Source organism: Actinomadura sp. GTD37 (assembly GCF_041951365.1).
Taxonomy (GTDB): Bacteria; Actinomycetota; Actinomycetes; order Streptosporangiales; family Streptosporangiaceae; genus Spirillospora.
On the sequence record NZ_JBGNUS010000012.1, the window covers coordinates 152,860 to 179,232 of the forward strand.

Consider the following 26,373-nt stretch of genomic DNA (forward strand, 5'->3'; position numbering starts at 1 on the left):
TCGGGGCGGTGACGCGCCTCACACTAACGGCGCCGGGCCCGGGCCGGCGCCCGGACCCGGCGGCCCGGTCAGATCCGGGCCCACGCCTCCGTCAGCACGGACCGCAGGATCTGCTCGATCTCGTCGAAGTGGCCCTGGTCGCAGATCAGCGGCGGCGCCAGCTGGACGACGGGGTCGCCGCGGTCGTCGGCGCGGCAGTACAGGCCCGCCTCGTAGAGCGCCTTGTCGAGGAACCCGCGCAGCAGCCGCTCGCACTCGCCGTCGTCGAACGTCTCGCGGGTGTCCCCGTCCTTCACGAGCTCGATGCCGTAGAAGAAGCCGTCGCCCCGGACGTCCCCGACGATCGGCAGGTCGAGCAGGCGCTCCAGGGTGCCGCGGAAGGCGTCCCGGTTGCGCATGACGTGGCCGTTCAGGTCCTCGCGCTCGAACAGGTCGAGGTTGGCGAGCGCCACGGCCGCCGCCACCGGGTGGCCGCCGAAGGTGTAGCCGTGCGCGAACATCTCCGTCCCGTGCCGGAACGGCTCGAAGAGGCGGTCGGCGACGAGCATGCCGCCGAGCGGCGCGTACCCCGAGGTCACCCCCTTGGCGAAGGTGATGATGTCGGGCTCGAAGCCGAAGCGCTGCGCGCCGAACATCGTGCCGAGGCGGCCGAACGCGCAGATCACCTCGTCCGACACCAGCAGGACGTCGTGCCGGTCGCAGATCTCCCGGACGCGCTCGAAGTAGCCGGGCGGCGGCGGGAAGCAGCCGCCCGAGTTCTGCACCGGCTCCAGGAACACCGCGGCGACGGTGTCGGGGCCCTCGAACTCGATGGCCTCCTCGATCCGGCCGGCGGCCCACCGGCCGAACGCCTCGGGGTCGTCGCGGTGCTCGGCGGCGCGGTAGATGTTGGTGTTCGGCACCCGGAACGCGCTCGGCACGAGCGGCTCGAACGGGGCCTTCAGGTCCGGCAGCCCGGTCAGCGACAGGGCGCCGTGCGGGGTGCCGTGGTAGGCGACCGCACGGCTGATCACCTTGTGCTTCGCCGGCTTCCCGGTCATCTTGAAGTACTGCTTGGCGAGCTTCCAGGCGCTCTCGACGGCGTCGCCGCCGCCGGTGGTGAAGAAGACGCGGTTCAGGTTCGCGGGCGCGAGGCCGGCGAGCCGCTCGGCCAGCTCCACCGCCTTCGGGTGCGCGTACGACCAGATCGGGAAGTAGGCCAGCTCGGCGGCCTGCTTGGCGGCGGCCTGCGCCAGCTCCTCGCGCCCGTGCCCGGCCTGGACGGTGAACAGCCCGGACAGCCCGTCCAGGTAGCGGCGGCCGGCCGAGTCGTACACGTACGGGCCGTCCCCGCGGACGATCATGGGGATCTCGCCGCCGCCCTGGGAACCCGAGTGGCGCGCGAAGTGCATCCACAGATGGTCGCGCGCCGCCCTCTGCATCGTTTCGTGCTGCTGGCTGGTCACGTCCGGCTCCGTCATCACGTTTCCCTCAGTGCGATTGATCCAGTTGTATTGATGCTAAGTGAGTACGGATTCCGCTGTAAATAGATAGTGAGACACCGATATCCGAAGGATAGCCGACCCGGGCGTCCGGGCCGCGCGGCGGCCCGGTAGCGTGCGCCGCGAACCGAGGAGGCGGACATGAGCGGCATCACGACCGGATCGGTCACGGCGAACGGGCTCGACTTCGGATACCTCACGGCGGGCCCCGCGGACGGCCCCCTCGCGCTGCTCCTGCACGGCTTCCCCGACTCGCCGCACACCTGGCGGCACCTCATGCCCGAACTCGCCGCCGCCGGATACCGCGCCGTCGCCCCGTTCATGCGCGGCTACGCGCCCACGTCCGTCCCGGCGGACGGCGCCTTCCAGACCGGCGCCCTCGCCGCCGACGCCGTCGCCCTGCACGAGGCCCTCGGCGGCGGCCCCGACGCCGTCGTCATCGGCCACGACTGGGGCGCCTTCACCACCTACGGCGCGGCGAACGTCGCACCCGGCCGGTGGCGGAGGGCCGTCGCCATGTCCGTCCCGCCGATGTCGGTGATGGGGACCGCGTTCTTCGACTACGAGCAGCTCAAGCGCTCGTTCTACATCTTCGTCTTCCAGACGCCGCTCGCGGAGACGGCACTCGACCGCGCGTTCGTCGAGGGCCTGTGGCGCGACTGGTCGCCCGCGGACGGCCGCGACCGCACGGCGGACGTCGACCACGTCATGGACTGCCTCGCCGCACCCGCCAACATCGAGGCCGCGATCGGCTACTACCGCGCCATGCTCGACCCGTCCCGCCTCGTCGAGCGCTACGCGGCCGAGCAGGCGGCCGCCTCCGCCGTCGGCGAGCTGCCCGTCCTCTACCTGCACGGCGCCGCCGACGGCTGCCTCGGCGCCGACGTGGTCGACATGGGCGCCGTCCAGGCCGCCCTGCCGCCCGGTTCCAGCGCCCGCCTCGTCCCGGACGCCGGCCATTTCCTCCAGCTCGACCGCCCGGACGAGGTCAACCGGCACATCCTCGGCTGGCTGCCCTGATCAGGGCGGTTCGCCGAACTCCGGGACCTGGGCCGGCGACAGGTCCGTCCGGATGCGGACGTAGCGGACGGCGTGCCGCCACCGGCCGCCCTCCACGGCGGTGTCCCCGCTGAACTCCACCACGACGTCGGGCTCCGTCCGCACGTAGCGGATCGGCGGATGTGCCCCGTACAGCCCGCCCGCGAACCCGGCGGGCAGCTCCGGCGGCCACGGATGGTCCGGCCCGGCGTGCCGCAGCACGCCCGCGAGGCCGGTGCGGGCGGCCGGCGCCAGCGGGGTCGTCCGCGCGACGACGCGGAGCCGCCCCTCCGCGTCGGGCCGGCCGAGGATCAGCGACTCGGGCGCCTGCCGCGTGCCGGTCACCCCGCCGACGACCGCCTCGGCGGTGACCCGCCGCTTCACCTTCCACCAGCGGCGGCGCCCCTCCAGGTACGGGCCGTCGGCGTCCTTCACCACCAGGCCCTCGATGCCCTGGCCGGCCAGCGCGTCGAACCAGATCCGCGCCTCCTCGGCGTCGGCCGTCTGCGGCGTGCCGACCACCCGCGCGCCGGGCGGCTCGTCGCCGAGCAGCGCCTCCAGGACGCGGCGCCGCTCGCGCAGCGGCCGCGGGCGCAGGTCGGCGCCGTCCGATTCGAGGACGTCGAACACGACGTAGTGGCAGGGCTCGGCGCGGGCGAGTTCGTCACGGCGGCGTCCGGCGACGTGCCGGCGCTGCAGCGCGCCGAAGTCGAGGCGTCCGTCCGGCCCCCAGCGGACGATCTCCCCGTCGACGACCGTGCCGGGCGGGAGCCGCTCGCGGACGGCCGCCACCACCTCGGGGAACGCGTCGTTGAACCGGATCCGGCGGCGGGACGACAGGTGCACGGCGCCCGCCTCGTCCACGATCGCGATCGCGCGGAACCCGTCGAACTTCGGCTCGTACCGGCAGCCCCCCGGGCACGCCTGCGGCGGCGGGATGCGGTCGACCGTCGTGGCCAGCATCGGTTTGACCGGGGACCGGATGTGCATGGCCGTCCGTCCCCTCTCGCTGGTCCTGGTCCTCGCCTACCCGCGCTGACCTGGGGCGATATCGGGTCAGGACGAATGTTGACCGGCGGCAGGCCAGTTCGAGAAGCGCCGGATCAGGACGGCGAGGCGCCGCTCGTGCTGCTCGCGGCGCATCCGGCCGTCGCGCATCAGGGTGACGAGGCCGTGCAGCGCGCTCCAGAACGTCTCGGTGAGCACCTCCGGGTCGTCCTCGCCCGCGAAGGGCCGGACGGTCTCGCGCAGCTCGCCGAACGCCTCTTGCAGCGGGGCGGGGGCCTCGGGGGTCGCGAAGGGCAGGTCGACGGCGTGGGTGAACATCGCGTCGTAGAGGGCGGGCCGGCGCTCGGCGAACCCGGCGTAGGCCCCGGCGACGTTCGCGAGGCCCCCGGCCGGATCCGCGGACCCGGCGCGCGCCTCGCGGAGTTCCGCCGCGAGTTCGGCGCACCCCTCGACCGCGACGGCCGCCATGATGGCGTCCTTGCCCTTGAAGTGGCTGTAGAGGACGGGCTGGCTGTACTCGATCTCCGCGGCGAGCCGCCGCGTCGTCACCGCGTCCCAGCCCTCGGCCTCGGCCAGGTCCCGCGCGGCCGTGACGATCAACCGCTCCCGCTCGGCCCGCTCGCGCTCCCGGCGCGTCTGGATCGACATGACCCCGATCCTAGCAGCGCTAGCGAACATGCCGACGCTATGCTAGCATCATTCTTGTTCCTAGCACCGCTAGCTTCGGAGTCGCCGCAATGCTCACCATCACCGCCTATGCCCTGGCCACCGTGCTCACCCTGTTCGTCGCCTTCATCGGCGCGCGCTTCCTGATCACGCCGCGGGCGGCGGCCGCCGGCTACGGCGTCCCCGCCGAGACGGACGTGGCCTACCTGGAGATCAAGGGCCTGCGCGACCTGACGTTCGGCCTCCTCGGCCTCGCCCTGATCGCCTTCGCCGGCGCGGAGGCCGCGGGCTGGTACATGCTGGTCGTCGCCCTGGCGCCGCTCGGGGACACGCTCATCGTCCTGCGGCACGGCGGCACCAAGGCCGTCGCCTTCGGCATCCACTTCGCCACCGCCGTGACCGTCCTGGTCAGCGCCGCCCTGCTCTTCGCCGTATGATGCCGCGCCCGGACCTCCGCCGACCGCGGCGGCCGTCCGACGGGCAGGGGCCGCTCGCACGTCCTGGTATTCCGTCTTCTGATCGTCCGTCCTGAACGGGGAGTGAACATGTCGTTGATCGCACCGGGATTCGATGAATCCGTGATCGTCCGGTCCGCCGAGGCCGAGGTGGTCGGGCGGGCGCCCACCACGATCCGGCTGCTGGCCGACAGCAGCTCGACCGGCGGGGCGCTGTCCACCCAGCGGGTCACCCTGAGCGGCGGGGCGGACGGCGCGAAGCCGCACCGCCACGACGGGTCGGCCGAGCTGTTCTACATGCTGGACGGCACCGCGCAGCTGCTGTCCGGCGACCAGGTCGTGACCGCCGGGCGCGGCGACCTCGTCGTCGTCCCGCCCGGCCTCCCGCACGCCTTCGCCGCCGCGCCCGGCGAGGACGCCGACATCCTCATCGTCATCACGCCCGGCGTCGAACGGTTCGAGTACTTCCGGCACCTGGAGCGCATCGCCTACGGGAAGGTCCCCCCGGAGAGCCTCCTCGACGTCCAGGAGGTCTACGACACCTACTTCCTCGGCAGCGCGGCCTGGGACGAAGCACGGGCGTGACGCACGCCGAGACGGCGACGAGCCGACCGGAGCATCCGGTCGGCTCGTCCTCGTCGCGGGAGCGGCTCCGCCGTCACGAATTCCAGTCGGGACGCAGCGGCATGTGGCTCGTGCCGTCGTCGTCCACCTTGACACCGAGCGTCTGGTGCAACTGGATCCAGTTCTGGTTGAAGCCGAGCACACAGCCCGCCATGTACACGCGCCACACGCGGGCGATGCCGTCGCCGACCTCGGCGACGGCCTCGTCCCAGTGCTCGTCGAGGTTCTCGCACCAGGCGGTCAGCGTGCGGGCGTAGTGCTCCCGCAGGTTCTCCTGGTGGCGGATCTCGAAACCCGCGTCGTTCATCTGCATCTGGACGTAGCCGGGGCCCTCCAGCTCGCCGTCCGGGAACACGTACCGGTTGATGAACCCGTTCTCCTTGCGGGACGGGGCCGTGTTGTCCGGACGCGTGATGGTGTGGTTCAGCATCCGCCCGCCCTTGCGCAGCTTCCCGTACAGGAACGAGAAGTAGGCCGGGAGGTTCGCCTTGCCGATGTGCTCGGTGAGGCCGATGGAGCTGATCGCGTCGAAGCCGGTCTCGGTCACGTCCCGGTAGTCCATGTGCCGGACCTCCGCGAGATCGGACAGGCCCCGGTCCGCGATCGCCTTCTGCGCCCACTCGGCCTGCTGCTTGGACAGCGTGACACCGAGCGCCTTGACGCCGTACTCCTTCGCGGCGTGCATCACCATGCCGCCCCAGCCGCAGCCCACGTCCAGCAGCCGCATCCCCGGCTTCAGGGCGATCTTCTTCGCGACCAGGTCGTGCTTGGCGAACTGCGCCTCCTCCAGCGTCGCGTCCGCGTGCGGGTAGCACGCGCACGTGTACGCCATGGAGGGGCCGAGCACCCACTCGTAGAAGGTGTTGGACACGTCGTAGTGGTGGGAGATGGCCTTCGCGTCCCGCCGCTTGGAGTGCCGCAGCCACGACGGGATCCGGCTGAACGGCGCCTCCTGCGGAGGCGGGTCCAGCCGGCGCGAGACCGCGCCGCGCAGCAGCGGGTCGCCGAGGACCGCCCCGGCGATCCGCGCCTTGTCGCGCGGCGTCACATCGCTCAGCACCTGCTGCATCGTCGTCAACGCGGTGATCATGTCCCCGTTGACGTCGATCATGCCGGTGACGTAGGCGCGGGCGAGGCCCAGCGCGCCCGGCGAGTGCAGCAGGTACGACACCGCGTACGGCGAACGCACGTCGAACCGGATGTCGGCGCCGGGCACCCCCGCCCGCGATCCGTCGTACGCCGTGAACTCCACTGGCGCCTCAGCCCCGGCGAGCTGCTCGAAGACCCTGGCCAGCGTCATCTTGTTCCCTCCTGTCTCTCCGCCCCGGGCCGGTGCCTGCCGGCCCCGTTGGGCTCCCCCGATACCGCGGGCGCATGTCAGCGTCCGCGCACGCACTTGTCGTAGAGGTCCAGCAGCCGCTCGCCGGGGTCGTACGTCCCCTTGAGCCGGCGGTAGGTCTCCCCGTCGTAGTAGCGCCAGAACTCGTCCCGGCCGTAGAACGAGGTCGAGTAGAGGGACTTGTGCCCCTCAAGCGCCGCGACCTTACGCTCGATGAGCCGGTTGTGGTACTCGGGGATCTGACCGGGCGGGATCCGCACCGTCCCCCAGAAGCCGACGTTCACGTAGGCGCGGCCGACCTCCAGCGGATACAGCGGCCACCGCTCCTTCGCGCGCAGCGGGCACAGCCAGATCGGGCTCATGCCGACCTTGTCGTGGAAGAACTCCAGGAACTCGGGCAGCCGCTCGACGGGCACCTCGATGTCCTGGATGACGTCCTCGCGCGGACGCAGGCCGCGCCACCGCTCCGCGCGCGCGACGACATGGTACCGGCGGTCGTACGCGACGAGCTTGCGGTACACGTCGGAACGCTTGTACTTGTCCGGCCACAGGCGCCGGACGGTCGCGTTCTGCACGCCGAACGCGCCCGAGCACCAGAACCAGTCGGTGTCCCAGCGCCAGATGTAGTCGCGGATCGTCAGGAAGTCGACCGACCGCTCCTGGACCGACCGGTAGTAGATCTGCTGGCCGGTGTAGTCGGACGTGTACGGCACCGAGTCGGCGAAGAAGCCGAGCGTGATGTACTGCTCGCCGGCGCCGAAGACCGTTCCGTCCATGAAGTCGACGGACTCGCCCTCGAACGTCCCGGACTCGGTGATCTCGGCCATCGTCTTGGCCAGCTCCGCGGCGTCGGCGAACCGCAGGTGCCGGAGCCGGACGTACGGGCTCACCTGCCGCAGCTCGATCTTCAGCCGCAGCGTGTAGCCGAGCGTCCCGTAGGAGTTCGGGAACCCGTAGAACAGGTCCGCGTGCTCGTTGTCGCGCGTCGCGGTGACGATCTCACCGCTCCCGGTGAGGACCTCCATCTCCAGGACGCCCTCGTGCGGCAGCCCGTCCCGGAACGACGTCGACTCGATGCCGAGCCCCGTCACGGCCCCGCCCAGCGTGATCGTCTTCAGCTGCGGCACGACCGTCGGCATCAGCCCGTGCCGCAGCGTCGCGTCGACGAGGTCCTCGTAGGTCGTCATGCCCTGGACCTGCGCGGTCCGCTCGTCGGCGTCGACGCTCAGCACCTTGTCGAACCCGGACACGTCCAGGCCGGGCGCCGCCGAGGGGTCGCGCCACCGGAACAGGTTCGAGGTCCGCTTCGCGAGCCGCACCGGCGTGCCCGCCGGGATCGCCTCGTAGGACCTCCTGAGCGCGTCCACCGCCCGCTGATGATCGCCCTTGATCGCAAGCTCCGTCATCTACCCCTCCCCGGACACACAGTTAATCGATCATCCCATGCATGGTCCACATAATTCGGACGTTGCAGGTGTCACAGGCAGGGAAGGGAATAAGGCTATGAGGTTAGACATCGGCGTCGTTTCGTCTCCTGGAGGCGACAGCACCGCTACAGGGCGGCCACGTCAACCTTTCCCCTAAGGCGTATGCCGACAAACCCCGGTCACCTGACCAGGCGAAGAATCCACGGGTAGCGGTACGTCCGGCCGGACAGCGCGAACACCGCCGCGACCGCCGACAGCACCCACGCCACCGCGTACACGACCCCGCCGACCCCGAACGTGACGATCGTGAGCAGCAGCAGCGTCACCTGGAAGTTCACCGCCTCCGCCGCCTGCCGCCGGACGTACTCCGACCGCTTGCCGCTCAGCAGCATCAGCACGAGCGGCCCCACGAAGAGCGTCGGGACCGCCACCGCGTGCGCCGCCGCCGCGAGCATCCTGTCCTCGCCCGTCGGCGGATCGCCCGGCAGTGCGACCTTCCGGCCGGGCGCGGGCTCGGGCGCGAGGTCGTGCGTGACGGCCCCCAGGTCACGCCTCGTCCTGGCCGTGATCGCCAGTTGCACGCGCATGTCGAACTCGTCCTCGTCGAGCCGTCCCTCGGCGTACGCGTCCTGAAGACGCTGGATGACCGGTTCGCGCTCGGCGTCCGAGACCCTCAGATCCCCGCTGGTGTCCATGCCTCCATGCTGGACACGGCCGCGCCCCCCGACCATCAGGGAAGACCCTGAGCCGCCCCTGAATCGTCCGCTTGGTGCATCGTCCTCCCCGTCTGGCCGTACTCCCTCCCGGGGACGAGCCTGCCGCCGTACAGCTCCGACACGGTCACGAACACGTACCCCTCGGCGGCCAGCCGGTCGATGATCCGCGGGACGGCCCGCACCGTCGTCGGGTGGATGTCATGCATGAGCACGACATAGCCGGGCTTCGCCGACTTCAGCACCCGCTTCTCGACGTACTCGCTGTCGCGGTGCTCCCAGTCGAGCGGGTCGACCGTCCACAGCACCTGCGCCAGGCCCATTTTCCGCGTGATCTTCGTCAGCCGTTCGGACATCGACCCGTACGGCGGCCGGAGCAGCACCGGTGTGAACCCCGCCGCCCGCTTGACGGCGTCCTGCGTCCGGGTCAGCTCGGACAGGATCTTCTCCTCGGACGCCGTACCGAGATCGGCGTGCGTGTAGCTGTGGTCGCCGATCTCGTGCCCGGCCTCGAGCTCCTGCCGGACGACCTCCGGATACTTGACGACGTTCTCCCCTACCAGGAAGAACGTCGCCTTGACGTTCCGGGCGGCGAGGATGCCCAGCAGTTCGCCGGTGGACTCCGCCGGCCCGTCGTCGAACGTCAGCGCCAGGCACTTGACGCGCGAGCAGTCCGGCGGGGGCTTGGGGGCCGGTTCCGGCTTCGGTCTCGCCCTAGGCGGTTCGGGCGCGGCGGCGAGTTCCACCGGCCCTCGCGCCGGGGTCAGCGTGCTCAACCCCGCGAAGACCGCACCCGCGAGGACGGCTGCCGCCGCCCTCCGGACGACGTCCAGCCCGCCCATCGACACCCCCGCCGCCGTTCCCCCAAAGGCCCCGCCAGTCTAGGGCTCGGGCCCCCGCACGCCGGGGATTCCGCCCCCTGTGTCGGGAACCGGTGCGCCCGGATCGTCGTTATCGTCGTACACCGCATCCGCACCAGACGACGGGGTAGGCGATGAGGTTCCGGGACCGGTTCGGGATCCGCAAGAACCGCGGCTCCACGGTGACGAAACTCGACCGCGAGGCGACCGACACCGACATCGAGGCGCTGATCGCCTTCGCGCGGTCCCGCCGCGGCGTGGAGTTCTTCGTGGAGCCGGAGACCTTCGCCACCGACACGACCGCCGTGGCCGTCGCCCACGACGGCGAATGGACCCGCCGCCGCGTGGGCTCCCCCAAGGTCATCGGCAAGGTGGCCCGCGACCTGGGCCTCCCCGTCTACGACGTCCAGATAGTCGGCTACCCGCCCCGGATGCGCGCCTGGAACGCCCGCAACACCGACCGCCGGATAGACCCGGGCACCCCCGGTGAAGCCGTAGCCCCCTGACCCCGTCCGGGCCCCGGCCCACGGCACACCGCCGCCCCTGCCCCGACCGCCCGCACCACGAGCACCGATGCCGCACGCCACGCGACCGCGTCCCGCCCCCGTTCCCGGACGGGATCCTCGCCGTACATTTCAGGCGCGTCGCAGTCGACTTCTCCGACGTCGCCGATACCGGGACGCGCTCGGCCATGTCGCCTCTGCCGACCTTTCGAGGATCGCCGCCGTAAGCCCGCGCCCACTCGGCCGAGGACGCCCGCAGGCGAAGCCGGAACGGGAGGCGGTCGGTCATGTCGGTCAGCCCGCCTTTCAAGGATCGCCGCCGTAAGACGGCCATTCGGCGGAGCACGCGCCCAGGCGAAGCCGGAACGGGAGGCGGTCGGTCATGTCGGTCAGCCTGCCTTTCGGGGGTTGTCGTCGTAGGCGGCGGCCAGTTGGTCGGAGGTCATGCGCAGGCGGAGCTGGGCGGGCGGGATTCCGGCGTCGATCACCTCGCGGAGGATGACGGCCATGGAGTAGGCGGGGTCGGCGTCCAGGGCGCGTTGGAGGGCGACGTTGGCGAGGCCGCCGTCGCCGGCGGAGTAGGCGGCGAATGCCAGGAGGGACGCGGGGGCGGGGGCGCAGGGTTCCTCGACGCGGCGCACGATGCCGCGCCAGAAGGCGATGTCGGCGGCCGGGGCCTCCTCGTCGATGCGGATCCATGCCTCGTCGCGCAGGCGCAGGTCGGTGAGGAGGAAGCCGAGCCGGGCGACCTCGTCGTCGGTGGGGGCCGTGCCGGTGCGGGCGTGGGCGAGCAGGACGAGGAGGAAGGCGAGGTCTTCTCCGGCGGCGGCGGGCGAGCGGACGCGGGCGAGGTGGCGCCGTTCGGCCCGGGCGGTGGCGAGGCGCATGGCGGTGCGGGCGGCGCCTTCGAGGGGCTGCACGGAGCGGACGAGGTCGGCGCGGTCGGCCAGCGCGACGTGGCCGGCGTAGGTGGCCTGGGCGGCGAGGACGCTCGCGGAGATGTCGTAGGAGGTGCCGCCGGGCGGGCAGCAGTCGTCGTGGCAGGTGAGCGACCACCAGCGGCCGTCGGCGACGCGGATCGCCTCGGCGGCGGGGACGCCCGCGGCGGTGAGCGCGTCGCGCATCGGGCCGGCGGCGTCCTCGACCTCGGCGGCGGGGCCGTAGCCGAGGAGGAGGGAGCGGGCGAACCCGTTGGCGGCGAGGAGGGCGGCCACCCGGCCCGCGGCCCCGGTGGCGGGTAAGTCGAGCCGGATCGCGCATGTGCCGTGGTCGCGGCCGTCGAAGCCGATCACGACGAGGCTGCGCGACGGGTGGAAGCCCAGCAGGTACGGGACGGCGGCGATGGCGTCCTGGGCGGTGCGGATCACGAGAGGTGCCATGCCGTCGACCTTCGCAGCGCCCGCGACCGCCCTGCCGGGGAACCGGAACCTGTGGATAACCCCGTCGCGGGACGCGGGTGTCCGCCGTGGACGGTAGCGTTGGCCGACGTGCCCGCCCCTGATCTGCTGACCGGCAGCGATACCCAGATACCGGACATGGCGACCCTTCTCGCCGCAGCCGTCGCGTCCGTCGGGGGCGCCGAGCGCCTGGGACAGGTCGAGATGGCGCGGGCGGTGGAGAAGGCGATCGAGTCCGGGGAGCATCTCGCCGCGCAGGCCGGCACCGGGACGGGCAAGTCGCTCGCCTACCTCGTCCCGGCGATCCGGCACGCGGTCGAGAAGCAGACGACGGTGGTGGTGTCGACCGCGACGATCGCGCTGCAGCGCCAGCTCGTCGACCGCGACCTGCCCCGCCTGGCGGAGGCCCTCGGGCCGCTCCTCGGGACGGAGTTGAAGTTCGCGATCCTGAAGGGCCGCCGCAACTACCTGTGCCTGCACCGCGTCCAGACGGGCGCGCCCGAGGAGGAGGACGGCCCGGGCCTCTTCGACCCGCAGCAGCTGTCCACGCTGGGACGGCAGGTCAAGCGCCTGAACGAGTGGGCCGAGGAGACCCGCACCGGTGACCGGGACGAGCTGGTCCCCGGCGTGAACGAGCAGGCGTGGCGGCAGGTGGCCGTCACGGCGCAGGAGTGCCTGGGCGCGCAGCGCTGCCCGCAGGGGACGGAGTGCTTCGCCGAGCTGGCCCGGGCGGAGGCCGGCGAGGCGCACATCGTGGTCACCAACCACGCGTTGCTGGCCATTGACGCGCTGGAGGAGTTCCAGGTCCTGCCCGAGCACGATGTCGTCATCGTGGACGAGGCGCATGAGCTGGTCGACCGGGTCACGTCGGTCGCGACGGGAGACTTGAGCGCGGCGGGGGTCGAGACGGCCGCACGCCGTTGCGGGCGGCTGATGGAGGAGGCCGTCGCGGACCGGTTGAAGGAGTCCGCCGAAGGGCTCGGCGTCCTGCTTGAGGATCTGCCGCAAGGGCGAATGGACGTCCTCCCCTCTGCCCTGGGCAACACCCTCGCCGCCGTCCGGGACGCCGCGCACGCCTGCGTCACGGCTATCGGGCCGGAGAAGAAGGACTCCGATCCGGGCGACATGGCCGCGCGCAAGGCCGCACGGTCGTCGCTGGAGGAGCTGCATGAGACGACCGTCCGGATGCTGGAGGCGTTCCAGCCCGAGATGGCGCAGCGCTTCGACGTGGTGTGGCTGGAGCAGCCGTTCGTCCAGGACGGGCGGCCGAAGCGGCCGCCGACGCTCCACGTGGCGCCGATCGGAGTCGGCGCCCTGCTGCGGTCGACCCTGTTCGAGCGGCGCACCGCGATCCTGACGTCGGCGACGCTCACGCTGGGCGGGTCGTTCGAGCCGCTGGCGCGCCAGTGGGGGCTGCCGCCGTTGGACGAGGGCGGGTCGCGGGACGCGAAGACCGCCGCCGAGGGCCTCGGCCGCACCGCCACGCAGAAGGGCGAGGAGACGCAGGTCGTGTGGTCCGGGCTGGACGCCGGCTCGCCCTTCGACCATCCGAAGGCGGGCATCCTGTACGTCGCGCGCCATCTGCCGCAACCCGGGCGGGACGGTCTCGCCGACGCCTACCTGACCGAGATCACCGAGCTGATCGAGGCGGCCGGCGGCCGGACGCTCGGCCTGTTCTCCTCGATGCGGGCCGCGCGGCGGGCCGCCGACGAGCTGAAGGACCACCTGTCCCACCCGCTGCTCTGCCAGGGCGAGGACTCCACCTCTCTGCTGGTCAAGCAGTTCGCCGAGGACGAGCGGACCTGCCTGTTCGGCACCCTGTCGCTCTGGCAGGGCGTGGACGTCCCCGGCCCGTCGCTGCAGCTCGTCATCATGGACCGCATCCCCTTCCCGCGCCCGGACGACCCGGTCTCGTCGGCGCGGTCGCGCGCGGTCGCGGCGCGCGGCGGCAACGGATTCATGTCGGTCGCCGCCACGCACGCCGCGCTGCTGCTCGCGCAGGGCGCCGGCCGGCTGCTGCGGTCGATGGACGACCGCGGCGTCGTCGCCGTCCTCGACCCGCGGCTCGCCACGGCCCGCTACGGCGGGTTCCTCAAGAACTCGCTGCCGCCGTTCTGGGCCACGACCGATCCCGGCGTGGTCCGCGGCGCCCTCCGCCGCCTCGACAGCGCCGCGTCGGAAGCGACCGCGTCGGAAGAAGCGACCTAGGCCCCGCCCGGCGGGCCGCCGAACGGCGGTGCGCGTCGCCCGGTCAGCGGCGGTACGCGCCGAGGAACTCGCCGATGCGCCCCACGGCGTCCTCCAGGTCGTCGGCGTACTGCAGGGTGACGACGCGGAAGTGGTCGGTGGACGGCCAGTTGAAGCCGGTCCCCTGGACGACGAGGAGCTTCTGCTGTTCGAGCAGGTCGAGGGCGAAGCGCATGTCGTCCTCGATCGGGTACATCTCGGGGTCGAGGCGCGGGAAGACGTAGAGGGCGCCCTGCGGCCGGACGCAGCTGACGCCCGGCAGGTCGTTCAGCAGTTTCCAGGCGCGGTCGCGCTGCTCGCCGAGGCGGCCGGTCGGCAGGACGAGGTCGTCGATGCTCTGGTAGCCGCCGAGCGCGGCCTGGATGGCGTGCTGGCCGGGGACGTTCGGGCAGAGCCGCATGTTGGCGAGGATGTCGAGGCCCTCGATGTAGGACTCGGCGTGCTCCTTCGGCCCGGACAGGACGACCCAGCCGGACCGGAACCCGGCGACCCGGTAGTTCTTCGACAGGCCGCCGAAGGTGAGGCACAGCAGGTCGGGCGCCAGGGACGCGATCGGGACGTGCTCGGCGTCGTCGTAGAGGATCCGGTCGTAGATCTCGTCCGCGAAGATGATCAGGTTTCGGCGGCGGGCGACCTCGACGATGCGGGCCAGCGCCTCGCGCGAGTAGACGGCGCCGGTCGGGTTGTTCGGGTTGATGATGACGATGGCGCGGGTCCGGTCGCCGATCTTGGACTCGATGTCGTCCAGGCTCGGCTGCCAGCCGTCGTCCTCGTCGCACAGGTAGTGGACGGGCGTGCCGCCGCAGAGGGACACCGACGCCGTCCACAGCGGGTAGTCGGGCGTGGGGATGAGCACCTCGTCGCCGTCGTTGAGCAGCGCCTGCAGGGTCATGACGATGAGCTCGGACACGCCGTTGCCGAGGTAGACGTCCTCGACGTCGATGCCGGTGACGCCGCTGTCCTCGAAGCGCTGCACGATGGCGCGGCGCGCGGGGAGGATGCCCTTGGAGTCGCTGTAGCCGTGCGCCTCCGGCAGGTTGCGGATCATGTCCTGGAGGAGTTCGGGCGGGGCCTCGAACCCGAACGGCGCCGGGTTGCCGATGTGCAGCTTGAGGATGTTGTTGCCCTCGTTCTCCAGCTGCTTGGCGCGCTTCAGCACCGGCCCGCGAATGTCGTAACAGACGTTGGTGAGCTTGCCCGACTGGTTGACCTGCATGGACTCACCATAACCGCGACGCGTCCGCGAAACGCCCGGCACCCCGCCACGTCCGTGGCCGAGGCCGGACGCTCCGGTCCCCGCCCCCGCGGGGGACCGGAGCGGACGCCTCACGGGGCGGCGATGGCGGAGAGGACCGCCAGCCGCGCGGCGCGGCGCGCCGGGCGGATCGCGGCGAGCGCCCCGGCGACGGCGCCGACCAGCGCGATGACCGCGATCTGCACGGCGGACGGCGCGAACGGGTTGCCGAGGGCCGTGCCGAGGCCCCAGCCCAGGAACACGCCGAGGCCGAGCCCGCCGCCGGTGCCGAACAGCGCCACGATGACCGACTCCCACCGGACCATCGACCTGACCTGCGGGCGGGTCGCGCCGACCGCGCGGAGCAGCCCGAGCTCACGGGTCCGCTCGTGGACGGCGAGCGACAGCGTGTTGGCGATGCCGAGGAGCGCGACGACGATGGCCAGGATGAGCATCCCGTAGATGACCGAGATGAAGCCGGCCATCTCCTCGGTCTGCGCGGCGACGAAGTCGTCCCGCGACTGCACCTCGGGCGCCCCGTACGGCTCGGCGAGGGCCGTCAGCGCCTGCCGAGCGGACGCGGCCGACGCGCCGGGCTTCAGTTCGACGAAGGCACGCGTGTCCAAGGGCTGCGTGGTGTGCGCGTCCCACACGGTGCGCGGGACGAGGTAGTCGCCGGTCAGGTCGGTGTTCTCGTAGACGGCCCCCACGGTGAGGTTCTGCGAGGCGCCGTCCGCGAACGTCACGCCGACCGGGGCGCCCACGCGCCAGCCGTTGTCGTCCGCGGCCTTCTTCGACACGGCGAACGTGCCGGCGGCGGCCAGGCCGCCGTCCCGGACGCCGAGGTCGAGGACGCGCCGCAGCTCGGACGGGTCGGCCACGCTGACGGTCGCCGGTGAGCCGTCCACCCGCATGCTGCCCGTGCCGAGCCCCGCGACCTCGCTCACCTGGGGCAGCCCGGCCGCCTCCCGGACGAGGCCGGTGCCGAACCCGCCGGTCTCGTTGCTGCCCGCGTTCACGACGATCGGGCCCTTGAACGAGCCGGCGACGCCGTCCTCCAGCGACGCGCGCAGCGACCCGATGAACACGGTCATCAGCGTGACGACCCCGACGCCGATCATGAGCGCGGTCGCGGCGCCGGCGGTGCGCGCCGGGCTGCGGGACGCGTTGTCGCGGGCGAGCGTCCCCGGCACGCCGCGCAGCCGCGCCGCCGGCCCGCCGAGGAGCGCCGCGACCGGGCGGGCGGCGACCGGCCCGAGCGCGACCATCGCGACCACGGTGACCACCGCGCCGGCGGCGGTCATCGCCATCTGCTCGGTGACGGCGCCGAACACGACGGTCCCGATCGCGACCGCCGCGAAGACGCCGCCGACGATGAGCCGCGTCTCCGACGGTCGGGAGTTCTCCGCCGCGACCTCGCGGAGCGCGGCGAGCGGCGGCACCCGCGACGCCTTCAGCGCGGGTCCGAGCGCCGCGATCAGCGTGACGAGCAGCCCGACCGGCACCGCGATGATGACCGAGGTGGCGGCGACGGTGAGGCCCTCCATCGCGATCCCGATCCGGAACCGCGTGAACAGCTCCCGGAGGAGGGCGGCGAAGCCGAGCCCGCCGGCGAGCCCGGCGAGGGTGGCGGCGGCGCCGACCACGAGGGCCTCGAAGCCGACGATCGCGACGACCTGCCGGCGTCCGGCGCCGAGGGCGCGCAGCAGCGCGGACTCGCGGGTCCGCTGCGCCATCGTGATCGCGAACGTGTTGTGGATGGAGAACGCGGCGACGAGCAGCGCGACCCCGCCGAACGCGGCCAGCACGATCCGGAACACCCGCAGGAAACCGCTCTCGACGAGGCTCAGCCCCTCCTCGACCTGGGCCTTGTTGGTGACGGCCTCCACCCCGCCGGGCAGGACCGGCTTGATGCGGGACACCAGTTCCGCCTGGCCGACGCCGTCGTCGGCCCGGACGGCGACGGTGCTGACGCGGTCGCCTCCCTTCGCGACGTACTCGCGGGCGCCGTCCAGGGAGAACGCCGTGAACGACGTCTCGCCGAACGCGTCCTCGTCACCGAACCTGCTGATCCCGACGACGGTCACCGGGACCTTCTGCGGCGTGAGCACCGCCGTCCGGTCGCCGACCTTCAGATGCCCCTCGTCGGCGAACATCTTGTTGACGACGACCTCGTCCGGCGCGCGGGGCGCGCGTCCTGACACGAGGTGGTACGGGTTGAGCTCGGGGTCGTCCACCCAGTTGCCGGCCGTCCGCGGGCCGCGCGACTGGATCGTGGTGCCGTCCTTGGCCAGCAGTTGCCCCGACCCTTGGATGGTGGGTTCGGCGTTGGCGACGCCGTCCACCTGACGGACCCTGTCCACGACGGACGCGTCGATCTGCCCGCGCGCGCCCCACGGCGCGTCGCTCACCTTGGTCGCGTTCCGGACGGTCACGTCCGTGTTGCCGTACGCCTTGGAGAAGTATCCGTCGATGCTCGCCGCGAGCGTGTCGCCGAGGACGAGCGTCCCGGTCAGGAACGACACCCCCAGGAAGACCGCCGCCAGGGAGCCGGCCAGCCGGCGCTTGCGTCCCCACAGTTCCTTGAGAACGAGCCCGATCATGAGTGGTCTCCCAGCCCTCGCATGCGGTCCAGCACCCGGTCGGGCGTGGGGGCGTCCATGACGTCGACGACGCGTCCGTCGGCGAGGAACACGACAGCGTCGGCGTGCCCCGCGGCGACCGGGTCGTGGGTGACCATCGCGACGGTCTGGCCGAGGTCGTCCACGGCGTTGCGGAGCAGCGCCAGGACCTCGGCGCCGGTGCGGGAGTCGAGGTTGCCGGTCGGCTCGTCCGCGAACACGATCTGCGGCCGGGTGACCAGCGCGCGCGCCAGCGCCACCCGCTGCTGCTGCCCGCCCGACATCTCCGCGGGACGGTGCGACAGCCGGTTCCCCAGCTTCAGGACGCGGACGACGGTGTCCAGCCATTCCCGGTCCGGGCCCGTCCCCGCCAGGGTCAGGGGCAGGACGATGTTGTCGCGCGCGGTGAGGGTCGGGATCAGGTTGAACGCCTGGAACACGAACCCGATGCGCTCGCGCCGGAGCCTGGTGAGCCGCCGGTCCGACAGCGCCCCGAGCTCCTGGTCGCCGACGTAGACCTTGCCGGACGACGCGTCCTCCAGCCCGGCCACGCAGTGCATCAGCGTGGACTTGCCCGCGCCGGACGGGCCCATGATCGCGGTGAACCGCCCGGCGGGGAACTCCACGGTGACGTCGTCGAGGGCGTGCACCGCCATGTCCCCGGACCCGTACACCTTCCCGAGGCGGACCGTGCGGGCGCCGCCCGCTTCGCCGGTCTTCTGCCTTGCTTCCGCTGCGTTTCTCATGCCACGGATCGTGGCCGCGCGTCATGCCGTCCGTCGTCGGGCCAGGAGAGGCTCCCGCGCTGCTCCCCCGGACGCAGCGCGCCGCCTCCCGGCTACGTCCGGCGCGGTACGCACGAAGATCAATAAGACTCGGTGTCCAATTGTGATGCGAGCAACATACATGCAGGCTTGCTTGCTTGTATCTGCGCTCGTACCGTCTCAGCCATGGCAGTAAGCAGCCGCCGACGGCACCGGCACGGCTCCGAGAGCCGCCGCACCCAGCAGGAACGCCGGTCCCGCACGCGGGCCCGGCTCCTGGAGGCGACCACGGAGTGCCTGGTCGACCTCGGCTGGTCCGGGACGTCCACCACGGAGGTGGCCCGCCGCGCCGGCGTCTCGCGCGGTGCCCAGCAGCACCACTACCCGACGAAGATGGTCCTGGTCGCGGCGGCGCTGGAGCATCTGCTGGAGGCGCAGCGCCTGGCGTACGAGACGGCGTTCGCGGTGCTGCCGCCCGAGCGCCGCAACGTCTCGGGCGCCCTCGACCTGCTGTGGGAGGTGTTCCGCGGCCGGCCGGCCAAGGCCCTCATGGAGCTGGCCGTGGCCGCCCGCACCGACGACGAGCTGCGGCCGCTGTGCCTCGACCTGAACGAGCGGATCCTCCAGGTGATCCTGGAGACGTTCGAGCGGCTGTTCCCGGAGAACACGCTGCCCGCCGACTTCGTCCCGACGACGCTGCGCGCCCTGTTCGCGATGTTCGTCGGGCTCTCCATACAGAACGCGCTGGACGACGACGCCGACGGCCACCAGGCCGCGGTGCTGCGCCAGGTCAAGGACGTCGCACGGCTGATGGTCCCCGAGCCCGGCAAGCCCGACGCCCGGCCGGCCGAACACTGACCCCCTGGTTCCACCCTCGGCCCCACCGGCCGACCCGCATCACCCGAGGGAGCGCCTCACATGCCGAAAGCCCCCACCGACCTCGCCAGCGAACTCCGCGAGCAGGTCAAGGACAAGAAGTCGTACCTCGGCGTCATCGACCGCCTGAACAAGGCGTCGGTGGAGAAGCACTGGGAGGCCTACGCCGACATCCCCTGGGACGACCCCGAGTTCACGGTCGACAAGAACGACCCGCGCTGGGTCCTCCCCCCGTTCGACCGGCTCGGCGAGACCGCCTGGTACCAGGCGCAGCCGCCGGAGATCCAGGCGCAGATCGGGCTGTGGCGCGTCGCCACCGCGATGAAGATCGGCCTGCAGTTCGAGAACCTGCTGAAGCGCGGGCTGCTCAACTACGCCTACCGGCTGCCGAACGGACGGCCCGAGTTCCGGTACGTCTACCACGAGACGACCGAGGAATGTCACCACGGGATGATGTTCCAGGAGTTCGTGAACCGGACGAAGATGCCCATCCGCGGCATGCCGCGCTCGCTCAGCCTCATCGCGCAGGCCGCCCCGTGGATCCCGCTCGTCAGCACCGAGATGTTCTTCGTCTTCGTCCTCGGCGGCGAGGACCCGATCGACTACGTGCAGCGCAAGTCCCTCAAGGGCGGGCACATCAAGCACCCGCTCGAAGAGACCATCATGAAGATCCACATCGCGGAGGAGGCCCGGCACATCTCGTTCGCCCGGCACTACCTCAAGCACCGGGTGCCGAACATGAACCCGATGCGCCGCCGGATCCTCGGCGTCGCGACCCCGGTCGTGCTCGGCGTGATGGCGCGGATCATGCTGTCCCCGCCCGGGCCGATGGTGCGGCACTTCAACATCCCGAAGGACGTCGTCCGCGCCGCCTACCGGAACGACGCCGCGCAGGCGGAGATCTCCAACTCGGTCGGCAAGATCCGCGACCTGATGGCGGAACTGAACGTGGTCGGCCCGGTGAACAAGCAGATCTGGAAGGCGTTCGGCATCTGGGACGAGCCGAAGCAGCGCCGCGCCGTCGAAGCCGCCAAGGCCGCCTGACCATGGCGGACGCGGCACAGGCCGGCCCGGCCGCGCAGCCCGCGGTCGCGGGGCCCGTGGTCACGCCGGCGGCGGGGCCCGGCGGCCCGTACAAGGTCGTCGTCATCGGGACGGGCTTCTCCGGCCTCGGCATGGCGATCGGGCTGAAGAGGGCCGGCGTGCACGACTTCGTCATCCTGGAGAAGGCGGACGAGGTCGGCGGGACGTGGCGGGAGAACACCTATCCCGGCTGCGCGTGCGACATCATGTCGCTGCTGTACTCCTACTCGTTCGAGCCGAAGAACGACTGGTCGCGAATGTTCCCCAAGCAGGCGGAACTGCTGCAGTACATCAAGGACGTCGTCGACAAGTACGAGCTCGGCCAGCACATCCGGTTCAACGCCGAGGCGACCGCGACGGAGTACGACGACGCCACCGACACCTGGCGGGTGACCGTCAACGGCGACGAGGTCGTCCGGGGGCGGGCGCTGGTCGCCGGGATGGGGCCGCTGCACCGTCCGAGCGTGCCCGACCTGCCCGGGCTTGCCTCCTTCGAGGGGCGGACGTTCCACTCCGCCGAGTGGGACCACTCCTACGACCTGACCGGCAAGCGGGTCGCGGTGATCGGGACGGGCGCGTCGGCGATCCAGTTCATCCCGCAGATCGCGAAGCGGGCCGGGCACCTGACGGTGTTCCAGCGGACGCCGCCGTGGATCCTCCCGAAGCCCGACCGGCGGGTCACCGGGCTGGAGCGGACGCTGTTCCGCCGCGTCCCCGTCGTCCAGCGCGGGTACCGCAACGGCATCTACCTGGTGCAGGAGAGCTTCGTCCTCGGGTTCAAGAACCCCGGGCTGCTCAAGGCGGCCAGTTCGCTGGCGCGGCTGCATCTCGCCCGCCAGGTCCCCGACCGCGACCTGCGCCGCAAGCTGACGCCCGGCTACACGATGGGCTGCAAGCGGACGCTCGTGTCCAGCGACTACTACCCGGCGCTGACGCGGCCCAACGTGGAGCTGACCACCGAGGGCGTCGCCGAGGTGCGCGAGCGCTCGATCGTGACGCGGGACGGGCGCGAGCACGAGGTCGACGCGATCATCTTCGGCACCGGCTTCCACGTGACGGACGCGTTCGACGGCGCGCACATCGTCGGCCGGAACGGGCTGAAGATCCAGGACGCGTGGAAGGACGGCATCGAGGCGCATCTCGGCGTCGCGATCGCCGGCTTCCCGAACCTGTTCCTGCTGCTCGGGCCCAACTCCGGGCTCGGCCACAACTCGATGATCTTCATGATCGAGGCGCAGGTCCGGTACGTCCTGCAATGCCTGGCGATGCTGGACGCGGCGGGCGGCGCGCGGATCTCGGTGCGGCCGTCCGTCCAGGACCGGTTCAACCAGTGGGTGCAGCGCAAGTCGGCGGGCGCCGTCTGGGTCGCCGGGGGCTGCGACAGCTGGTACCTGGACCGGGCCGGGGTCAACCGGGCGGCATGGCCCGCGTCGACGCTCGCCTTCTGGCTGCGGACGCGCAAGCTCGACCCGGCCGACTTCCACATCGAAGGACGGGACGAGGCGGCGAGCCCCGCTTTGTAGAGGCGTGACTACCGGCGGGGCGGCCCGCCCCCTAGACTCCCCGTAATTGAACACAAAATCCAATTAGCCACCGCGGGCCGGGCCCACTCCCCCTCCGGGCCCGGACCCGCGGTCCATCGAGCGGAGCGCGCAATGAGCATCGCGATCGTGACCGGAGGCGCATCCGGCATCGGCCGTGCGATCGCCACGTCCCTGGTGGCGCGCGGCGACACCGTCGTGGTCACCGACATCGACGCCGAGGGCGCCGCGCGGGTCGCCGACAAGCTGAACACCCTCGGCAAGGGCAAGGCGGTCTCCGCCGCCCTCGACGTCACCGACGCCGGAGCCGTCGCCGAGCTCTACCAGGGCGTCAAGGCCGACCACGGACGGCTCGACCTCGTGTTCAACAACGCGGGCATCGCGATCGGCGGCCTGGCCGAGGAGCTGACCCTCGACCACTGGAACCGCGCCATCGACATCAACCTCAAGGGCGTCGTCCACGGCGTCCACGCCGCCTACCCGATCATGCTGGAGCAGGGCGGCGGCCACATCGTCAACACCGCGTCGCTGGCCGGGCTCGTCCCGATGCCGATCGGCATCCCGTACACCGCGACCAAGCACGCGGTCGTCGGCCTGTCCCTCGGGCTGCGCGCCGAGGCCGCCGGACGCGGCGTCAAGGTCAGCGTCGTCTGCCCGTCCTTCGTCGACACCCCGCTCCTGCACAACGTCAACCCGGACCTGCCCGAGACCCCGATGAGCGGCGACGCGACCGGCGACATCGCCAAGGCGTCCCCGCGCCTCTACACCGCCGAGAAGCTGGCCCGCGACGTCATGCGCGGCCTCGCGAAGAACCAGGCGCTGATCGTCGCCCCCGCCCACGGCCGCATCGCCTGGCGCGGCGTCCGCCTCAACCCGGGCGCCGCCGTCAAGGTCGCGCAGATCGCCGTCAACCGCATCCGCGCCGGGAAATGACCCTGTTCACGCGGTGACGCGACGGACGATCAGCAGCGCCACGTCGTCCTCGGCCTGCTCGCGGCCGATCAGCGCCGCCATCACGGCGGCGCCGACCTCCTCGGGCGGGCCGGCGGTCACCGCGGCGCGCAACCGGTCGATGCCGGCGTTCAGCGAGCTGCCCCGCCGCTCCACCAGGCCGTCGGTGTAGAAGCACAGCAGCGCCCCCGGCGGGAACTCGATGGCCATCGTCCGGCGGGGGAGGTCGGCCCCCATGCCGATCAGGACGTCGGGTTTGGTGTAGACGGTGCGCGCGGGCTCGCCGGGCAGGGCGATCATCGGCGGGAGATGGCCGGCGGACGACAGCCGGACCCGCTCCATGCCCGGGTCGCACACCGCGTACAGGACGGTCGCCGTCGCGTCGGGTTCGAAGTGCTGCATCTTCCGGTCGAGCCTGCGCAGCACCTCGGCGGGGTCGGTGGTCTCCAGCGCGTAGGCCCGCAGCGCGCTGCGCATCCGTCCCATGACCACGGCGGCCGCGAGCCCGTGCCCGGCGATGTCCCCCATGACGAGGCCGATCTCCCCGGACGGGAGCGTGAACACGTCGTACCAGTCGCCGCCGACGCTCGCCTTGCCGGGCCGGTAGCGCGCGGTCAGTTCAGCGCCGGCGATATCCGGAAGCGAGGCCGGTATGAGGCTGCGCGTCAACTCCCGGGCTGCGGCGCGTTCGGACCGGCTGAGCAGGGACCGCACGGCCATCGCGGCGCGCGAGGCCGCGAGTTGCAGGAACTCGGTCTCGTCCTCGGTGAACCGGCGCGCGGTGAGCGTCCCGACGTGCAGGACGCCGACCAGATCGCCTCCGGCGATGAGCGGCACGCCGAGCAGGGACCGCAGCCCCCGCTGCACCAGCAGCGGATTGAACAGCCCCGCGGTCGGGACGTCCGGGATGACGACGGGCCGCCGTTCGGCCGCGACACGTCCGGCGAACCCCTGCCCCACGGGAACGTGGGCGGCCTGGCTGACCTCTTCCTCGATGCCCTTCGCGGCCGCCGCGACGAGAAACCGCCCCTGGCGCTCCAGGAGCAGCACGACGGCGGTGTCCACACTCAGGATCTCGCGCACGCGTTCCAGCAGCGTGTGGAGGAACTCGTCGACGTCCATATGGGCGAACGCCTCATCGGTGATCGCCCGGATGTTCTCGAGCCTGTGGACCGAGCCCTTCGCGGTGCCCGCCGAGTTCTCCAACTTGCCACCCGTGTGTGCGGATATCTCCCATTTTGCCATCATTACCCCAGGTCGGGGGCACGACCCCGGCGGTGACGCGGATCACGTACGCCGGTTCACCCCGGCCTCCGGCATAGGCTGGACGGCGTGGAACGCATTCTGGTCAGTTCCTGCCTGGCGGGGCTGCGCGTCCGCTACGACGGCGCGGCCAAGCCGGTGGGGGCCGACCTCTTCGAGCACTGGCGGGCGGAAGGCCGCCTCGTCCCATTCTGCCCCGAAGTGTCGGGCGGTTTGCCGATACCGCGCCGACCCGCCGAGATCGTCGGCGGCGGTGGCGGCGACGTCCTCGACGGGACGGCCCGCATCCTCACCGACGCGGGCGGCGACGTGACCGACGAGTTCCTCCGCGGCGCCCGCCTCGCCCTCGAAACCGCCCGCCGCACCGGCGCCCGCATAGCCCTCCTCAAGGAGGGCAGCCCGTCCTGCGGCAGCCACCGCATCTACGACGGCACCTTCACGGGCGGACGCCAGCCCGGCACGGGCGTGACGACGGCCCTGCTCCAGCGCGCCGGCATCGAGGTCTTCGACGAGACCGACCTGGAAGCCGTCCAGACCTACCTGACGACCCTGGAGCACTGACCACCCGTCGGACCTCGCTGCCCCGCCCCCGGCCTCGCACCCGAACAGACAGCGGACGGACGACTCGGCCCCCGCAGGCCACCGAGCAAGAACCCGGATCGGTAGCACCGCGCCATAGACCTGCCGGATCACCTGGGACATCACCCACACGAGCAGGACGACCCCCCGGACTCGAGGCCACCGCACGGCCCGCCCCAGCCCCCGCTCACACAGACATGGGATCTCGGAGCCCGTCTCCCAACCTCGCCTCGCCCAGCCTCCTGAGCAGCTCAGGTCGGCCGGCCTCGTGATCAGTTCAGATCGTGTGCACCCGCCTTGATCGCGTCGATGAAGGCCGTCCAGGACTCCGGGGCCAGGACGAGCATGGGCTCGGCGGGCGCCTTGCTGTCCCTGACTCCAATGCCGGGCCATACACCGGCGACTTCAACACAGTTGCTTGAGCCGTTGCTCCAGGAACTCTTACGCCAGGCGGCATCATCACGAACGGCACGGTCCATCGGCCCGCCCTCCTTTTATCCGACGATCCTCTTACCCTCGTTATCCAACTCATTCCGAACCGCTAATTCTGGACGGGCCGCAATCTGAGCAAGGGCGTGACACTTGTTCGAACCGGCGACGGACGGGGTCAGAGGTCCCTGACACCCGGTCACCGCGAGGGTCGCTGCGACCGGCAATGATGGGGCTCGTTCAGGCCGGAAGGGGATCGCGTGGACGGACGGTCGAGCAGTCATCTGCTCGAAATGGGGACGGACAGGGTCATCAAACGCTATCGGTCGTGGGAGCACCGGCAGCCGGAGCGCGAGTGGAATGCCCTGAAGCTGCTCGATGAGCATGCGCCAGGTACGGTGCCGGCTCCGGTGTCGGCCGACCTTGCCGCCGTCCCGCCCCACATCGTGATGTCGCGCCTGCGCGGACTGCCGTTGGCGGGACCGATCAGCCCGGCCCAGGCCAACGCCGCCGCAGCCGTCGTCGTCCACGTCCAGGAGGCGATTCCGCAGCAGGCCCTCGCCGGTCTCCCGCCGCGGGCCGGTCAGCCGGTCGAGTTGTTGCAGCAGGTCGGTGCCTGGTGCGCCCAGGCGTCGAGCGCCGAGAGTTCGACGCTCACCGCGCAAGCACTGGCCGCCGGGACGAACTGGATCCGTCGCCCCCGCCTGACCGAGCAACTCGGTAGGCCGGGAAAGCCCGTGTTCGGAACCGGCGATGGCAATCTGGCCAACTATCTGTGGGACGGCTCCGAGATGCGCCTGGTCGATTTCGAGTACTCCGGCCGCAGCGACCGTGCCTATGAACTGGCGGAGATGACCGAGCACATCTCCGTACGACAGAACGGCGCGACCGCGCTGATCTCGGCGTTGGAGCACGTGGAGTCAGCGGCGCCGGAGCCTTCGAGGTTCAAGGACTGCCGGCGACTGCTCGCGATGTTCTGGCTACTGCGCATCCTGGCGGCCACCCGCGGTGGCTCGGCCGGCGGATCGCCTGTGCTGGACTCCCAAGCAGAACGAGTGCTCGACCTGCTGAGCTAGGCCGTCCTCCGCATGCCCGTTAATGGGCACAAATGAGAAAGGGCCCCGCCGTGTCGGCGGGGCCCTTCCTGCAATATGAGTCCGGCGGTGTCCTACTCTCCCACACAGTCTCCCATGCAGTACCATCGGCGCTGAAGGGCTTAACTTCCGGGTTCGGGATGGGACCGGGTGTTTCCCCCTCGCCAAAACCACCGAACG

At 71.6% G+C, this 26,373-nt stretch carries 24 protein-coding genes and 1 rRNA gene; 11 read left to right on the forward strand and 14 right to left on the reverse strand.

Translation table 11 applies throughout. The features are described from left to right. Positions 1-68 precede the first annotated feature (68 nt). Complete coding sequence (locus ACA511_RS37760) at positions 69-1,460, reverse strand: aspartate aminotransferase family protein (RefSeq protein ID WP_375029529.1); 1,392 nt, start codon at positions 1,458-1,460, stop codon at positions 69-71. 162 nt (positions 1,461-1,622) lie between these two features. On the opposite strand from ACA511_RS37760, the gene ACA511_RS37765 reads away from it, so the two are divergent. Next, on the forward strand, positions 1,623-2,501 hold the full coding sequence (locus ACA511_RS37765; protein WP_375029530.1) for an alpha/beta fold hydrolase: 879 nt from the start codon (positions 1,623-1,625) through the stop codon (positions 2,499-2,501). Here ACA511_RS37765 and ACA511_RS37770 read toward each other — a convergent pair whose 3' ends face one another. Next, positions 2,502-3,509 (reverse strand): ATP-dependent DNA ligase, encoded by a 1,008-nt coding sequence (locus tag ACA511_RS37770; RefSeq protein WP_375029531.1) that lies wholly within the window; start codon positions 3,507-3,509, stop codon positions 2,502-2,504. It abuts the gene before it with no gap. Between the two features lie 66 nt (positions 3,510-3,575). Then, positions 3,576-4,175, reverse strand: a complete 600-nt coding sequence (locus tag ACA511_RS37775; RefSeq protein WP_375029532.1) for a TetR/AcrR family transcriptional regulator — start codon at positions 4,173-4,175, stop codon at positions 3,576-3,578. An 89-nt stretch (positions 4,176-4,264) separates the two neighbouring features. On the opposite strand from ACA511_RS37775, the gene ACA511_RS37780 reads away from it, so the two are divergent. Both ACA511_RS37780 and ACA511_RS37785 read left to right on the forward strand, forming a co-directional pair. Further along, positions 4,265-4,630 carry a DUF4267 domain-containing protein gene (locus tag ACA511_RS37780; protein WP_375029533.1) on the forward strand — a complete coding sequence of 122 codons (366 nt, stop codon included), beginning with the start codon at positions 4,265-4,267 and terminating at the stop codon, positions 4,628-4,630. Positions 4,631-4,738: 108 nt separating this feature from the next. Next, on the forward strand, positions 4,739-5,233 hold the full coding sequence (locus ACA511_RS37785) for a cupin domain-containing protein (protein ID WP_375029534.1): 495 nt from the start codon (positions 4,739-4,741) through the stop codon (positions 5,231-5,233). A gap of 73 nt (positions 5,234-5,306) precedes the next feature. Here ACA511_RS37785 and ACA511_RS37790 read toward each other — a convergent pair whose 3' ends face one another. The 4 genes from ACA511_RS37790 to ACA511_RS37805 form a co-directional block, all read right to left on the reverse strand. After that, positions 5,307-6,572, reverse strand: a complete 1,266-nt coding sequence (locus ACA511_RS37790; RefSeq protein ID WP_375029535.1) for a class I SAM-dependent methyltransferase — start codon at positions 6,570-6,572, stop codon at positions 5,307-5,309. Positions 6,573-6,649: 77 nt separating this feature from the next. Beyond that, positions 6,650-8,017, reverse strand: a complete 1,368-nt coding sequence (locus tag ACA511_RS37795; protein ID WP_375029536.1) for an FAD-binding oxidoreductase — start codon at positions 8,015-8,017, stop codon at positions 6,650-6,652. Positions 8,018-8,217: 200 nt separating this feature from the next. Continuing rightward, positions 8,218-8,733, reverse strand: a complete 516-nt coding sequence (locus tag ACA511_RS37800) for a DUF1707 and DUF4870 domain-containing protein (protein WP_375029537.1) — start codon at positions 8,731-8,733, stop codon at positions 8,218-8,220. Between the two features lie 35 nt (positions 8,734-8,768). Beyond that, positions 8,769-9,593, reverse strand: a complete 825-nt coding sequence (locus tag ACA511_RS37805; RefSeq protein WP_375029538.1) for a polysaccharide deacetylase family protein — start codon at positions 9,591-9,593, stop codon at positions 8,769-8,771. A 152-nt stretch (positions 9,594-9,745) separates the two neighbouring features. Here ACA511_RS37805 and ACA511_RS37810 point away from each other — a divergent pair, with 152 nt between their 5' ends. Continuing rightward, the gene (locus tag ACA511_RS37810) at positions 9,746-10,117 is read left to right on the forward strand and encodes a hypothetical protein (RefSeq protein WP_375029539.1); all 372 of its coding nucleotides are present in this window, start codon (positions 9,746-9,748) and stop codon (positions 10,115-10,117) included. Positions 10,118-10,503: 386 nt separating this feature from the next. Here ACA511_RS37810 and ACA511_RS37815 read toward each other — a convergent pair whose 3' ends face one another. Next, complete coding sequence (locus ACA511_RS37815; RefSeq protein WP_375029540.1) at positions 10,504-11,493, reverse strand: DUF4192 domain-containing protein; 990 nt, start codon at positions 11,491-11,493, stop codon at positions 10,504-10,506. A 156-nt stretch (positions 11,494-11,649) separates the two neighbouring features. Here ACA511_RS37815 and ACA511_RS37820 point away from each other — a divergent pair, with 156 nt between their 5' ends. Beyond that, complete coding sequence (locus tag ACA511_RS37820; RefSeq protein ID WP_375029559.1) at positions 11,650-13,719, forward strand: ATP-dependent DNA helicase; 2,070 nt, start codon at positions 11,650-11,652, stop codon at positions 13,717-13,719. A gap of 43 nt (positions 13,720-13,762) precedes the next feature. Here ACA511_RS37820 and ACA511_RS37825 read toward each other — a convergent pair whose 3' ends face one another. The 3 genes from ACA511_RS37825 to ACA511_RS37835 form a co-directional block, all read right to left on the reverse strand. Continuing rightward, on the reverse strand, positions 13,763-14,974 hold the full coding sequence (locus ACA511_RS37825) for a pyridoxal phosphate-dependent aminotransferase (protein WP_375029541.1): 1,212 nt from the start codon (positions 14,972-14,974) through the stop codon (positions 13,763-13,765). Between the two features lie 110 nt (positions 14,975-15,084). Next, positions 15,085-17,595 (reverse strand): ABC transporter permease, encoded by a 2,511-nt coding sequence (locus tag ACA511_RS37830; RefSeq protein WP_375029542.1) that lies wholly within the window; start codon positions 17,593-17,595, stop codon positions 15,085-15,087. Then, complete coding sequence (locus tag ACA511_RS37835) at positions 17,592-18,359, reverse strand: ABC transporter ATP-binding protein (protein ID WP_375029543.1); 768 nt, start codon at positions 18,357-18,359, stop codon at positions 17,592-17,594. The genes ACA511_RS37830 and ACA511_RS37835 overlap by 4 nt, the downstream gene beginning before the upstream one ends. Positions 18,360-18,563: 204 nt before the next feature. Here ACA511_RS37835 and ACA511_RS37840 point away from each other — a divergent pair, with 204 nt between their 5' ends. The 4 genes from ACA511_RS37840 (at position 18,564) to ACA511_RS37855 (ending at position 22,810) form a co-directional block, all read left to right on the forward strand. Further along, positions 18,564-19,235, forward strand: a complete 672-nt coding sequence (locus ACA511_RS37840) for a TetR/AcrR family transcriptional regulator (RefSeq protein ID WP_375029544.1) — start codon at positions 18,564-18,566, stop codon at positions 19,233-19,235. Positions 19,236-19,295: 60 nt separating this feature from the next. After that, the gene (locus ACA511_RS37845; RefSeq protein WP_375029545.1) at positions 19,296-20,297 is read left to right on the forward strand and encodes a diiron oxygenase; all 1,002 of its coding nucleotides are present in this window, start codon (positions 19,296-19,298) and stop codon (positions 20,295-20,297) included. Positions 20,298-20,299: 2 nt separating this feature from the next. After that, positions 20,300-21,859 (forward strand): flavin-containing monooxygenase, encoded by a 1,560-nt coding sequence (locus ACA511_RS37850; protein WP_375029546.1) that lies wholly within the window; start codon positions 20,300-20,302, stop codon positions 21,857-21,859. 132 nt (positions 21,860-21,991) lie between these two features. Continuing rightward, positions 21,992-22,810, forward strand: coding sequence for an SDR family NAD(P)-dependent oxidoreductase (locus ACA511_RS37855; RefSeq protein WP_375029547.1), 819 nt, complete (start codon positions 21,992-21,994; stop codon positions 22,808-22,810). 6 nt (positions 22,811-22,816) lie between these two features. Here the strand turns inward: ACA511_RS37855 and ACA511_RS37860 are convergent, their stop codons facing one another. Further along, positions 22,817-24,034, reverse strand: a complete 1,218-nt coding sequence (locus ACA511_RS37860; protein WP_375029548.1) for a PP2C family protein-serine/threonine phosphatase — start codon at positions 24,032-24,034, stop codon at positions 22,817-22,819. Between the two features lie 126 nt (positions 24,035-24,160). On the opposite strand from ACA511_RS37860, the gene ACA511_RS37865 reads away from it, so the two are divergent. Beyond that, the gene (locus tag ACA511_RS37865) at positions 24,161-24,652 is read left to right on the forward strand and encodes a DUF523 domain-containing protein (RefSeq protein ID WP_375029549.1); all 492 of its coding nucleotides are present in this window, start codon (positions 24,161-24,163) and stop codon (positions 24,650-24,652) included. Between the two features lie 290 nt (positions 24,653-24,942). Here the strand turns inward: ACA511_RS37865 and ACA511_RS37870 are convergent, their stop codons facing one another. Next, positions 24,943-25,149 carry a DUF397 domain-containing protein gene (locus tag ACA511_RS37870; RefSeq protein ID WP_375029550.1) on the reverse strand — a complete coding sequence of 69 codons (207 nt, stop codon included), beginning with the start codon at positions 25,147-25,149 and terminating at the stop codon, positions 24,943-24,945. A 210-nt stretch (positions 25,150-25,359) separates the two neighbouring features. Here ACA511_RS37870 and ACA511_RS37875 point away from each other — a divergent pair, with 210 nt between their 5' ends. Next, a complete protein-coding gene (locus ACA511_RS37875) occupies positions 25,360-26,175 on the forward strand; it encodes a phosphotransferase family protein (RefSeq protein WP_375029551.1) in 816 nt (271 codons plus the stop codon). Positions 26,176-26,254: 79 nt separating this feature from the next. Here the strand turns inward: ACA511_RS37875 and rrf are convergent. Then, positions 26,255-26,371 (reverse strand): 5S ribosomal RNA (gene rrf, locus ACA511_RS37880). Positions 26,372-26,373: the final 2 nt, after the last annotated feature.